The sequence below is a fragment of the Streptomyces durhamensis genome, from assembly GCF_000725475.1.
Classification (GTDB): Bacteria; Actinomycetota; Actinomycetes; order Streptomycetales; family Streptomycetaceae; genus Streptomyces; species Streptomyces filipinensis.
Genome location: NZ_JNXR01000008.1, coordinates 162,522 through 174,779, shown reverse-complemented (window position 1 = coordinate 174,779; position 12,258 = coordinate 162,522). Strand labels below are relative to the sequence as shown.

General features: G+C 74.9%; 8 protein-coding genes. 3 read left to right on the top strand and 5 right to left on the bottom strand.

Going from position 1 to position 12,258, the window contains the following annotated elements; genetic code table 11:
• Positions 1–157 precede the first annotated feature (157 nt).
• Together IO33_RS0114325 and IO33_RS0114320 are read left to right on the top strand one after the other, a co-directional pair.
• Entirely contained in the window at positions 158–637 is a 480-nt protein-coding gene (locus tag IO33_RS0114325) for an SSI family serine proteinase inhibitor (RefSeq protein ID WP_051926712.1), read from the top strand.
• 399 nt (positions 638–1,036) lie between these two features.
• Positions 1,037–5,806: a PAS domain-containing protein gene (locus IO33_RS0114320; protein WP_078963622.1), complete on the top strand. Its 4,770-nt coding sequence runs from the start codon at positions 1,037–1,039 to the stop codon at positions 5,804–5,806.
• 90 nt (positions 5,807–5,896) lie between these two features.
• On the opposite strand, the gene IO33_RS0114315 is transcribed toward IO33_RS0114320, so the two are convergent.
• The gene (locus tag IO33_RS0114315; protein ID WP_031164525.1) at positions 5,897–6,478 is read right to left on the bottom strand and encodes a TetR/AcrR family transcriptional regulator; all 582 of its coding nucleotides are present in this window, start codon (positions 6,476–6,478) and stop codon (positions 5,897–5,899) included.
• A 135-nt stretch (positions 6,479–6,613) separates the two neighbouring features.
• Between IO33_RS0114315 and IO33_RS0114310 the strand changes: the two genes are divergently transcribed.
• On the top strand, positions 6,614–7,876 hold the full coding sequence (locus IO33_RS0114310) for an MFS transporter (RefSeq protein ID WP_031164523.1): 1,263 nt from the start codon (positions 6,614–6,616) through the stop codon (positions 7,874–7,876).
• 135 nt (positions 7,877–8,011) lie between these two features.
• On the opposite strand, the gene IO33_RS0114305 is transcribed toward IO33_RS0114310, so the two are convergent.
• From IO33_RS0114305 to IO33_RS0114290, 4 genes are all read right to left on the bottom strand, one after another.
• On the bottom strand, positions 8,012–9,667 hold the full coding sequence (locus IO33_RS0114305; protein ID WP_031164521.1) for a long-chain fatty acid--CoA ligase: 1,656 nt from the start codon (positions 9,665–9,667) through the stop codon (positions 8,012–8,014).
• A gap of 123 nt (positions 9,668–9,790) precedes the next feature.
• Positions 9,791–10,384, bottom strand: a complete 594-nt coding sequence (locus tag IO33_RS0114300) for a SigE family RNA polymerase sigma factor (RefSeq protein ID WP_031164519.1) — start codon at positions 10,382–10,384, stop codon at positions 9,791–9,793.
• A gap of 233 nt (positions 10,385–10,617) precedes the next feature.
• Complete coding sequence (locus IO33_RS0114295; protein ID WP_031164516.1) at positions 10,618–11,784, bottom strand: lipid-transfer protein; 1,167 nt, start codon at positions 11,782–11,784, stop codon at positions 10,618–10,620.
• Complete coding sequence (locus IO33_RS0114290) at positions 11,781–12,257, bottom strand: hotdog family protein (RefSeq protein WP_078963620.1); 477 nt, start codon at positions 12,255–12,257, stop codon at positions 11,781–11,783. The genes IO33_RS0114295 and IO33_RS0114290 overlap by 4 nt, the downstream gene beginning before the upstream one ends.
• Position 12,258: the final 1 nt, after the last annotated feature.

Here is a 12,258-nt window from a genome sequence, read left to right as displayed (position 1 = left end):
CGCGAGCGCGCGAGTGGTGCGTGCAGATGATGACACAGCCAAGCGGCTTGTCACCAATCGCCCCCCACGGTACTAGGCACTCGGGCCACAGAGCAAAGGGCATCGGTCCGGCGAGGCGCGGCGCAACGTCCGGGGCGGCGGACGCGTTGGTCCGGGCATGGTCTTTCTTCTTCAGCGGGGCCCGGTGCGCGGTGGCGTCGGGCCGGTCCTCGCCGCCGTTTCCGGTCTCCTCGCCGTGTCCGCCGTACCCGCCGTCGCCGCGTCCGCCGTGCCGCCGCCCGTACGGCCCGAGGACCGGGCCGGTGATCACCTCACCGTCGTCGTGCGGCAGGCCGGGGCCGGGCGGGACGGGACGTACGAGCTGTCCTGTCATCCGGCCGGCGGGAGCCATCCGGACGCGGCGGAGGCCTGCCGGGTGCTGGACGAGCACACGCGCTGGGGGCGGGACCTCTTCGCCCCGGTGGCGCCCGGGACGACCTGCACCATGCTCTACGGCGGACCGGCCACCGCCCGGGTGACCGGCACCTGGGCCGGCCGCAGGGTCGCCGCGGGCTACGACCGCAGCAACGGGTGCGAGATCGGGCGGTGGGACGGGCTGGTGCCGCTGCTGCCGAGGCTGGGCTCGCTGCCGGCCTAGGGGCCCCGCCCGCCCACGGGCCCCGCCCGCCCACGGGCGACTCACGCGGGAGGGAGAAGCGGGACGGAGACGTGGGAGGGCACGTGGGACGGAGGGGGCAGGGCGGGCGGGTCGGCGGGCAGGGCCGAGGGGGCGGGGCGGAGGGGGGCAGGTGGTTCATGGGGGGCTCTTGGCGGAATCGCCTCTCCGGTAAAGGTCCCGCGAAGGTCTCGCGCAGCCGGAGGCCCTGGTCGGCGTGCGAGCACGCGTTCGGTGTCACTTCGTCGTGGGACCTCCCTCTCATCCGGCGTCGCGAGCGCAACGTGTGCGCTTAGACTCCCTCGCGTGACACGTCGCGGGCCGGTTGGCAAGATGGCCCGAGCGGTCGGCAAGGTGCGGTAACAGGGAGGAAGGCGTCTCGTGAGCAGCAGGCCATCCCGAGGCGCTGCTCGCCTCGCAGCCATACTCGACGCGCTGCCGGACGCGTTGGTCCTGGTCAACGCCAACGGAACCGTCGTCAACGCGAACACCATCGCGCTGGAGGCCTTCGAGGCGCCGGGCACGGCTCTCGTCGGGCGCGGGTTGCTCGATCTTCTGCCGGAGTTCGACTCGCGGCTCATCCCCGGCTCGATGCGGCGGCCCGATCACATGGACCCGCACGGGCGCACGAAGCCGACGCGGATGATCGCGCGGCGGACCGACGGGACCGAGTTCCCGGTCGAGGTCACGAGCGCGAATCTGGAGAACGGCCAGCAGGCGTACGACGGTTACGGCTACACCGGCGACGAGCTGCTGATGGTCGTCGTACGGGACCTGTCCGGGACCGTCGACACCGAGGCCGAGCTGGCGCGCTCGCAGCGGCAGACCGAGATGATCCTGCGGGCCGCGTCCGAGGGCGTGGTGGGCACCGACACCGAGGGCCGGATCGTCCTCGTCAATCCGGCCGCCGCCCAGATACTGGGCTACCGGGCCGGTGAGCTGGGCGGCAAGGAGCTGCACACGCTCGTGCTGCACTCGCGCGCCGACGGCTCCCCCTTCCCGTACGACGAGTCCCCGCTCGCCGACACCCTGCGCTCCGGGCGCAAGCACCGGGTGCGCGGGCAGGTCCTGTGGTCCAAGGGCGACGAGAGGGTCTCCGTCGACCTCACCACCGCGCCGGTGCGCGACGGGGACCAGCTCGTCGGCGCCGTGATGACCTTCACCGACCGGCGGGCGCTCGAATCCATGGCCGAGGAGAAGGCGGCGCTGGAGAAGGCGTACGCGCAGGAGGTGGACCGGCTCTCCGAGGAGCACGCCTCCGACCTGACCGCGCTGCGCCAGCAGCATGTCACCGAGCTTGAGGAACTGCGCGAGAAGCACGCGGAGGAGCAGGCGGCCGGCGAGGAGCGGTACGCCGCGCTCGCCGAGCGGGAGAAGGACCGGTACGAGGCGCTGGCCGGGCGCCACGAGCAGCTGCTGACCCTGCTCGGGCAGTCGCTGCGCGGGCCCCTGGAGGAGCTGCGGCGCGAGCTGGCCGCGCTGGCCGCGGACGACGCCGGGCAGCTGTGGCCCGAGGCCAATCAGGTGCTCCATCACCTTTCCGCCGGGTACGCGCGGATCACGACGCTCATCGACAACGTCCTCGGGTACCAGCGGCTGGACGCCGGCGCCGAGGACATCACCCGCACGAAGGTGATGCTGGACGCCGTCGTCGCCGCCGGTGTGGACGGGGCCGTCGAGCTGATCGGACCCGGGCGGGTGCAGTTCGCCGTGCACGCGCCGCCCATCGAGGCCGAGGTCGACCCGCAGCGGCTCGCCACCGCGCTCGCGCACCTCGTGGCGGACGTGGCCGGCGTCGACGCGACCGGCAACTCTCCCGTCTCCGCGGGCGGTTACCTGGACAACACCGTCGTGGTCGCCGCCGCGCAGCGCGGTGAGGTCGCGCGGATCGAGGTGCGCGGGCCGTACACCGGGGGAGACGCGGTGCACGAGCCGATCGTGCGCGGGATCGTGCGGGCCCACGGCGGGGTGCTCCAGACGCACGAGGTGCCGGGCATGAGCGGCAGCGCGTATGTGCTGGAGGTGCCGCTCGGGGGTGGCGCGGGGACGGTCGACGGACAGCCGCCGGTCGCGGCGCTCCCGGCGGGGCCGGGTCCCGTCGGGCAGGAGCCTGGCGGGCAGGAGCCGGGCGGACTGGTGCTTGCCGGACAGGAGCCGGGCGGACAGGAGCCGAGTGGGCTGGTGCCGGCCGGGCCGGTCGCGCCGGTCTCGGCTGAGCAGGTCTCGGGCGAGCAGGTCTCCGGCCCCGGTGAGGGGGCCGGTGAGGGGGCCGCTGAGGAAGCGGCCGGTGGCGGACGGCGGCGGGCCCGGCGTGCCTCCACGGACGCCTTCCTGGAGAGTGACGTGTCCGGCGCGGGCCAGGCCGGTGAGGCGGAGGCGCCCGCACCGACCGGTCGGCGCCGCAGGCGGGCGGGTGCGCCCGCCGGGGAGACCGCCGTGGTTCCGGCCGAGGGCCCGGAAGCCGCGTCCGGCGGTACCGGGCGACGCCGTGGCCGGCCCGCCGAGAACACCGCAGGTGACGGCGGGGCCGTGAGCGAGGGGGCGGTGGTGACGGCTGCCGAGCACGCCGCCGGGGCCGCCGCCGCCGGTACGGGCCTCGGCGGCGCCGTTCCGCCCCAGGGCGTGCCCGTCCCCTCGGGCCGGCGCGCTCCCCACGACTCCGGTGCCCCGCAGGCCGCCCTGCCGCCCGCCCTGCCCGCCGCGGGCAGTCGGCCGGCACCGGGCGCGCAGGCCGTTCCGGATGCTCAGGCTGCGCCGGGGGTTCCGGCCGCGGAGGTCGTCCCGGCCGAGGGCGGGCAGCCGACCGGGCGGCGCCGGCGTGCGCTGGCCGCCGCGGCGGAGCGTGCCGCCGCCCAGGAGGCGGGTGCGCGTACGGTCTTCGCCCTGCCGCCGGCCGAGGCCGACCGCTCACCGCAGTCCGCGGGCGCGCCGGACGGGGCGGGTACGGTTCCGGCGCCCGGCGGCGTTCCGGGCGCGGGCACGCCTGTGGGCCCAGGGGGCGCCGTAGCGGTGGGGCCGGGGGCGGTCGCGCCTGCCGGTCCTGGGACGGGTACGCCTGCCGGATCGGGTACGGGCGCCGGGGTGGGTGCCGTTCCGGGTGCCGCCGGGCAGCCGCAGCCGCAGCCGCCGGGGCAGGAACCGGCTCAGCTGCCGCTGTCCGTCGCGGGGGTGCCCGGTGACGACGGCCGGCACGACGCCGTACCGCTCGACCAGGCCTCGGACCACACCCCGCCGCAGCCGCATCCGACCAGCGCGCCGACCGGCCGGCGCCGCCGTGCCGTGGCCCAGTCGGCGGAGCCCGCCCAGTCGACGGCACCTCAGGCCCCGGAGGGCGCTCACCCGGCCTCCCTGCCGATGCCTCCCGCCCAGGCCGTTCCCGGCCAGGCGGCCCCGGCGCAGGCGGTCCCGGCGCAGGTGACTCCCCCGCACGGCGTGCCGGTCGCGCCCGGGCAGGCCGGACCGCAGCCTGCGGGGACGCCGACTCCCGGTCAGGGCACGCCCGTTCACGGCGTTCCGGCGCCGGGTACGGCCGGGCAGGGCATCACCGTCCAGGCCGGTCCCGCACCGGCCGCGGGGCAGACGCCCGCTCCCGCACAGGCGCTGCCGGGTCAGCAACCAGGCGTACCGCACCCCGCCACGCCCACGCACGACGCCGCCGCCGGCCGGCCCGTACCGGCGGCTCCCGGCTCCCCCGCGGCTGCGGGTCCGACGCCGCCGGGTGGTACCCCGAACGGCCTGCCGCTGCCCGCGGAGGCCGGCGCCGGGAAGATGCCGACGGCCGTCCAGACGCCCGGTGTGCCCCAGCAGTGGCCCGGCGCCGGTGACACCTCCGGCGCGGGCACGCCCGTACCGCAGACCGGCACGCCGGCCCCGGGCACCCCGCTCTCCGCGGAGCGTGCCGGTGTCCAGGCGCCGCGGGCCGCACAGCCGTTGCCCGCCGAGGAGGGCGACGTCGACCCGAACTCGACGCAGGGGCGGGCGATCAGCGTCCGTACGCTCGGACAGGGCGTGCCGTTCTCACGGCAGGCCGCGCAGGTGCAGCAGCCCACGGCGACCCCGCCGCCGCACGCGCCGGGCGGGTCCGGCCGACGGCGCAAGCTGGGCACGCCGCCCGACCCGGCCCAGCGCGCGGACCAGCAGCCGGAGCAGACGGCCCGGCCGCACCCACCGGCCGAACCGGCGCCCGCGCAACCGTCGCTCGGCGGACAGCCGTCCGTCGGCGGACATCCGGTCCCCGCGCAGGCACAGCCGTCGCTCGCCGGGCAGCCCCGGCTCGCCCCGGGCACCGAGGGCGCCGGACGCTCGTACGCCATAGGCGCGCCGGACGCCGACGCGGCCGAGGGGCCCGAGCCGCTGGACGGTCCCGGTGGGGCGGTCGAGGTCGCGGACGCGCCCCTGCCGCAGCCGCTCGACGACGAGCTGCCCCCGGAGCCGCTGGACAACCCGCGCCGGCTGCTGGTGTGGCCCGCGCCGGACGCGACGACCCAGCAGGCGCTGAGCGACCGTGGCTACCGGCCGGTGATCGTGCACTCCCGTGAGGAGGTCGACGCGCAGATCGCGGCGTTCCCGGCCGCGCTGTTCGTGGATCCGCTGACCGGGCCCATCACGCGTACAGCCCTGCAGTCGCTGCGGCAGGCCGCCGTCGCCGCCGAGGTGCCGGTGCTGGTGACGGCCGGACTCGGGCAGGCGACGCGCGAGGCGGCGTACGGCGCCGATCCCGCCGTGCTGCTCAAGGCGCTGGCACCGCGCGACAGCGAGCAGCATCCGCCGCGGGTGCTGCTCATCGAGGAGCACGCGGAGATCGCGCTGGCGCTGACCTCGACACTGGAGCGGCGCGGGATGCAGGTGGCGCGGGCCGCGAACGACAACGACGCGGTGACGCTCGCCGGGCAGTTCCGGCCGAACCTCGTGGTGATGGACCTGATGCAGGTGCAGCGGCGGCAGGCCGGCTTCACCGGGATCATCGACTGGCTCCGGGCGAACGGGCAGCTCAACCGCACCCCGCTGGTCGTCTACACGGCGGCCGTCGACCCGGCCGACCTGCCCCGGCTGGCGTCGGGCGAGACGGTGCTGTTCCTCGCGGAGCGCTCCACCAGCGCCGAGGTGCAGAGCCGGATCGTGGACCTGCTGGCCAGCATCGGCACGAACTAGTCGCCTTCGGGGCCGCCGGTCCTGCCTTCGGGGCCGCCGGTCCCGTGGAGCTCAGGGAGCTGCTGTGCCGTCGGCCGCGTAGTGCTGCGGCTAGCGCGCGACCAGGCGGCGGGCCGCCTCCTTGACGGAGGCTCGCAGCCGGTCGCGGTCGGTGTCCTGCGCCCCGGTGAGGATGCGCCGCATCTGCGGGACCACGGCCATCCAGTTGGCCAGCGCGGTCAGCAGCAGCAGGAGGTCGCCGGGCGGGAACGCGTCGGTGATCACCCCTCGGGCCTGGCCGTCGGCGAGGGCGGCCACCTTCCGGGCGTAGTGGTCCTGGCGGGTCGGTTCGTCGGGCAGCTCGGCCGTGCCGTACTCGATGCCCTCCCAGAACAGCAGGCGCAGCAGCTCGGGGTGGGTGGCGTGGTAGTCGAGCAGGCGGTCGACCCAGCCCTCGATGTCGTCGGGGTCGACGGGGACGGCGGCGGCCAGGTCGACCATGCAGGTGCCGAGCACCTGGGTGAACAGCTCCGCCTTGTTGCCGAAGTAGGCGTAGATGAGCTGCTTGTTGGCCTTGGCCTCGGTGGCGATGCGGTCGATGCGGGCGCCCGCGATGCCGTGCCGGGCGAACTCGGCGACCGCCGCCTCGAAGATGCGGGCCTTGGTGGCCTCGGGGTCCCTGACTGCTGCCATGGGGACAGGGTAGGGGCCGGGCAGGCAAGTAACCAACTATTTGGTTGACGGGGAATGCGAGCACCCTGCACCCTGTTGACTGCTACCAACCAACGAGTTAGTTACTAGAGCCGGCTCCAAGGAGTGTCCCCGCTCATGCCGTCAGGCACCAGCACCCGCCCGGCCCACCGGACCCGGCTCCGGATCCGCGACCGTGTCCCCGCGCCCGATCGGTCCGCGGCGTCCACCGCGCCCGGCGAGTCCGGGGCCCCCGGAGCATCCGGCAGTCTGTTCCTCCTGCTCATCGCCGTCTGTACGGCCGTCACCGCCGCCAACATCTACCTCGCGGCCCCGCTGCTCCCCCTGATCGCCCACGACTTCGGCACGGTCCCCTCGGCGGTGACCTGGATCGCGTCCGTCGCCCAGTTCGGCTACGCGGCCGGCCTGCTCTTCTTCGCCCCGCTCGGCGACCGCGTCAACCGCCGCCCGCTCGTCGCCGGCCTGTCCGTGGCCACCACGGTGGCGCTGGTCGCCGCCGCCGCGGCCCCGGGCACCGCCGCGCTCGCCGCCGCCGTGTTCCTCGCCGCCGCCGCGACCGTCATACCGCAGCTGCTGGTCCCGCTGGTCGCCGAGCGCGCCCCCGCGAACCGGCGCGCCCGGCATGTCGCGGCCGTCATCGCCGGACTGTTCACCGGCATCGTGGCCGCCCGCGTCGTCGGCGGCCTGGCCGGGCAGGTCTTCGGCTGGCGCTGGGTGTTCGCCGGGTCCGCCGTACTGACCCTGGCGCTGGGCCTGGCCACCGCCGTGGCCCTGCCGTCGGAGCGGCGGGCACGGCAGGGCGGGCTGTTCTCGGGTCTGGCCGAGCTGCCGGGACTGCTGCGCCGCTCGCCCGACCTGTGCCGGGCGTGCCTCCGGCAGGCGGGCATGTTCGGCGCCTGGAGCGCATTGTGGACGTCCCTGGCGCTGCTGCTGACCGGCCCCTCCTACGGTCTGTCGACCGCGACCGCCGGGCTCTTCGGTCTCTTCGGACTGACCTCCAGCGCGGTGGCGCCGCTGGCCGGCGGCCTGGTGGACCGTTTCGGCGCGCCACGGGTCGTCGGCACCGCGTATCTGCTCGCGGCCGTGGCCGTACCGCTGTTCTGGCTGGGCGGGCATGTCCTGGTGGCGCTGTTCGCCGCCGCGATCGCCCTCCATGCCGCACTGGTCGCCTCGCACGTCGCCAACCAGACCCTCGCCCTGACCACGACGTCCACCCCGGCCACCGCCAACACCGCCTACGTCGTCTCCGGCTTCGCCGGCGGCGCCCTCGCCTCGGCCGCGGCAGGACCGGCCTTCGGCCACTGGGGCTGGGCCGGGGTGTGCGCGGTGGCGGCGGTATGGCTGCTGCTGGGCTGGACGAGCACGCTGCGGCGGAGGTGAACAGGGGGCGTGAGCAGCGCCGGCCGGCGGCCTCGGGCGAGCGGCCCAGGGGCGCAGCCCGGGTCAGCCGCCCCGGTGCGCGGCGCGGGGCAGCGGCCCGGGGCAGCAGCGCACCGCGGGCCGCCCCCGGGGCGGTCAGAGCCGTGTGACGTCCAGGTGGCCGTCCGCGTACTGCCTGCGCAGCACCTTCTTGTCGAACTTGCCCACACTCGTCTTCGGCACCGAGGCGACGACCGTCCAGCGCTCGGGCAGCTGCCACCTGGCGATGCGGCCCTCCTCGGCGAGGAACGTGCGCAGGGTCTCGAAGTCGGCGGTGGCGCCCTCCTTGAGGACCACCGTGGCCAGCGGGCGCTCGCCCCACTTCTCGTCGGGCACGGCGACCACCGCGGCCTCGGCCACGTCCGGGTGGGACATCAGCGCGTTCTCCAGCTCCACCGAGGAGATCCACTCGCCGCCGGACTTGATGACGTCCTTGGCGCGGTCGGTGAGGGTGAGGAAGCCGTCGGGGGAGATGGTTCCGACGTCGCCGGTCTTCAGCCAGCCGTCGTCGCTGAACTTGTCGGCGGGGCGGAGGGGTTCGGCGTCGGGGCCGTTGTAGTACGCGCCCGCGATCCAGTTGCCGCGCACCTCCAGCTCGCCCGCGGACTCGCCGTCCCAGGGGAGGCGCTCGCCGCCGGGGCCGGTGAGGCGGGCCTCGACGCCGGCCGGGAAGCGGCCCTGGGTCAGGCGGTACGCGAACTCCTCCTCCGTACCGACCGCATGGGCCGGCGGGCGGGCCACCGTGCCCAGCGGCGAGGTCTCCGTCATGCCCCAGGCGTGGCAGACGCGCATGCCGAGCGTGTCGAAGGCCTCCATGAGGGAGGGCGGACAGGCGGAGCCGCCGATGGTGACCTGGGTGAGGGAGGAGACGTCGCGCGGCTTGGCGGTCAGCTCGGCGAGCAGGCCCTGCCAGATGGTCGGGACGGCCGCAGCGTGGGTGGGCTTCTCGCGTTCGATCATCTCGGCGAGCGGCGCGGGCTGCAGGAAACGGTCCGGCATCAGCATGTTCACGCCGGTCATGAAGGTGGCGTGCGGCAGCCCCCAGGCGTTGACGTGGAACTGGGGCACCACGACCAGTGAGGTGTCCTGGTCGGTCAGGCCCATCGACTCGGTCATGTTGACCTGCATGGAGTGCAGGTAGATCGAACGGTGGCTGTACACCACGCCCTTGGGGTCCCCGGTCGTGCCGGAGGTGTAGCACATGGCGGCGGCCTGGCGTTCGTCGATCTCCGGCCAGTCGTACCGGGTCGGCCGGCCCGCGAGCAGTTCCTCGTACTCGTGCACCCGCGCCGTGGCACCCGCGAGCGGCGTACGGTCGCCGGGGCCGGACACGACGATGTGCTCCACCGACGGCAGCTTGGGCAGCAGCGGGGCGAGCAGCGGGATCAGCGAGCCGTTGACGATGATGACCTTGTCGGCCGCGTGGTTGACGATCCACACCAGCTGTTCGGCGGGCAGCCGCAGATTGAGCGTGTGCAGCACGGCGCCCATGGACGGGATCGCGAAGTACGCCTCGACGTGTTCGGCGTTGTTCCACATCAGGGTCGCCACCCGGTCGTCGCCCCGGACGCCGAGTTCGTCGCGCAGGGCGTTCGCCAGCTGTACGGCACGCAGGCCCGCGTCGGCGAAACTGCGCCGCTGCGGCTCGGCCTCGCCGGTCCAGGTGATGATCTGGGACCGTCCGTGCACCAGCGCCCCGTGCACGAGGATGCGGGTGACGGTCAGTGGTACGTCCTGCATGGTGCTCAGCACGGGGTCCTCCCGGGGCGGCGTTGCCTACGCGGTGGTAGAGGTCGCGCTGATTCTGCTCACATACCGCGCGGTATGTCACTAGGGGCGGGACACCGGGGGAGGAAATCTGGGGGAAATTCGCGACTAGCGGACCAGTCCCAGCTCAGGGTCCTCACGCAGCTTGCCGAGCGCACGGGACACCGCCGACTTCACCGTCCCCACCGACACGCCCAGCACCTCGGCGGTCTGGGCCTCGCTGAGGTCCTCGTAGTAGCGCAGGACGACCATCGCCCGCTGGCGCGCCGGCAGCTTCATGACCGCCTGCCACATGGCGTCGTGCAGCGCCTGCCGCTCGGCCGGGTCGTCGCCGCCGGGCGCCGGCTCGGGCTCGGGCAGCTCGTCGCAGCTGAACTCGTCCACCCTGCGCTTGCGCCACTGCGAGGTCCGGGTGTTCAGCAGCGCCCGGCGCACATAGCCGTCGAGCGCCCGCTGGTCCTCGATCCGCTCCCAGGCCACGTAGGTCTTGGCGAGCGCGGTCTGCAGCAGGTCCTCGGCGTCGCTCAGGTTCGCGGTCAGCGAGCGCGCGGTGCGCAGCAGGACCGGCTGGCGGGCGCGCACGTACGACGCGAACGACGGGTAGGCAGGCGCCTCTCCGCTCGGCCTGTGCCGTGCGTGGGGGAGGGTCTGCCGCCTTGGTGCGGCGGCGGCCGAGGCGCTGGTGCAGACGGGTGTGGTCATGGCTCCACGCTAGGAGCGGGCCCCCTGCCGGCGGATCGCCCGCAGGTCCCGAAGCGGAGTCCCCCTCAGGTTGTACGGGTGGGGCCGGCTCCACCTCCTGAAGGTGGACGGCGCGTGCGGTCCCTCTGCGGGTACGACCCTGACGTCCGCCCGTCCGCCAGGGCTCCGCCGGCCGCCCCGCCCCCCCGGCTCCGGGGCCGGTCGAGGCGCCGGATGCGGGTGCGGCCCCCGGATCATCCGGGCGCCGTCAGGACCAGACCCGACGTGGGTACGCCCGTGCCGGCCGTCACCAGGGTCCGGGTCGCTCCCGGTATCTGGTTCACCGCCGTGCCCCGCAGCTGGCGCACCGCCTCCGCTATGCCGTTCATCCCGTGCAGATACGCCTCCCCGAGCTGACCCCCGTGGGTGTTCAGCGGCAGCCGCTCCTCGGCCACGAAGCCCGCCCCCTCCCCCTTCCCGCAGAACCCGAACTCCTCCAGCTGCATCAGCACGAACGGCGTGAAGTGGTCGTACAGGATCCCCACGTCGATGTCGCCCGGGCGCAGGCCCGAGTCGCGCCACAGCCGACGGGCCACCGCGCCCATCTCCGGCAGGCCCGTCAGGTCATCCCGGTAGAAGCTGGTCATCTGCTCCTGCGCCCGGCCCGCGCCCTGGGCCGCAGCCGCGATCACGGCAGGGGGACGCGGCAGATCCCGGGCGCGCTCCAGGGACGTGACGACGATCGCCTGCCCCCCGTCGGTCTCCTGGCAGCAGTCCAGCAGCCGCAGCGGCTCCACGATCCAGCGGGACGCCGCGTGTTCGGCCAGGGTGATCGGACGGCCGTGGAAGTACGCCGCCGGGTTCGTCGCCGCGTACCTGCGGTCCACCACGGCCACGTGCCCGAACACCTCCGGCGTCAGCCCGTACGCGTGCAGATACCGCTGGGCCGCCATCGCCACCCAGGAGGCCGGGGTGAGCAGCCCGAACGGCAGCACCCAGCCGAGCGCCACGCCCTCCGCCGAGGGCTCCCGGTGCTGCACGCCCGCGCCGAACCTGCGGCCCGACCGCTCGTTGAAGGCGCGGTAGCAGACCACTACCTCCGCCACGCCCGTCGCCACCGCGAGCGCCGCCTGCAGGACCGTCGCACAGGCCGCGCCGCCGCCGTAGTGGACCCGCGAGAAGAAGGACAGCTCACCCACCCCGCAGGCCTGGGCCACCGTGATCTCCGGGTTGGTGTCCATCGTGAACGTCACCATGCCGTCCACGTCCGCCGGTGCCAGCCCGGCGTCGTCCAGCGCGGCACGTACGGCCTCCACGGCCAGCCGCAGCTCACTGCGCCCGGAGTCCTTGGAGAACTCGGTGGCCCCGATGCCGGCGATCGCGGCCCGTCCGGCCAGGGTGTCGCGGGTGCGCACGCTCATGAGCGGTCCTCCGGGTCCGGGGCCGCCGCGACGGCCTCCCGCGTCCGGGCCGGGGCCGGCGAAGCCGGATCCGCCGGGACCGTGACCGTCACCGTCCCCGTCACATGACGGCCGAGCGCGTTGGCGCCGACGACCCGTACGGTGGCGGTGTCGCCGTCGACCGCCTCGATCCTGCCGGTCAGCACCATGGTGTCGCCGGGGTGGTTGGGCGCCCCCAGCCGGATGGCGACCTTGCGGAGCACGGCCGTCGGGCCGAAGTGGTCCGTGACGTACCTGCCGACCAGGCCGTTCGTCGTCAGGATGTTCATGAAGACGTCCGGTGAGCCCTTCTGCCGGGCCAGTTCCGCGTCGTGGTGGACGTCCTGGTAGTCCCGTGAGGCGATCGCCCCCGCCACGATCAGCGTCCGCGTGACCGGGATCTCCAGCGGGGGCAGCTGGGCGCCCGCCGCCAGTGCCCTCGTCGATGCCGTCATC

What these genes read in the sequence shown, in the direction of transcription:
- IO33_RS0114325 (WP_051926712.1), top strand. Translation starts at nt 158, where the DNA reads ATGGTCTTTCTTCTTCAGCGGGGCCCGGTGCGCGGTGGCGTCGGGCCG.
- IO33_RS0114315 (WP_031164525.1), bottom strand. Translation starts at nt 6,478, where the DNA reads ATGGCAGCAGTCAGGGACCCCGAGGCCACCAAGGCCCGCATCTTCGAG.
- IO33_RS0114310 (WP_031164523.1), top strand. Translation starts at nt 6,614, where the DNA reads ATGCCGTCAGGCACCAGCACCCGCCCGGCCCACCGGACCCGGCTCCGG.
- IO33_RS0114300 (WP_031164519.1), bottom strand. Translation starts at nt 10,384, where the DNA reads ATGACCACACCCGTCTGCACCAGCGCCTCGGCCGCCGCCGCACCAAGG.
- IO33_RS0114295 (WP_031164516.1), bottom strand. Translation starts at nt 11,784, where the DNA reads ATGAGCGTGCGCACCCGCGACACCCTGGCCGGACGGGCCGCGATCGCC.
- IO33_RS0114290 (WP_078963620.1), bottom strand. Translation starts at nt 12,257, where the DNA reads ATGACGGCATCGACGAGGGCACTGGCGGCGGGCGCCCAGCTGCCCCCG.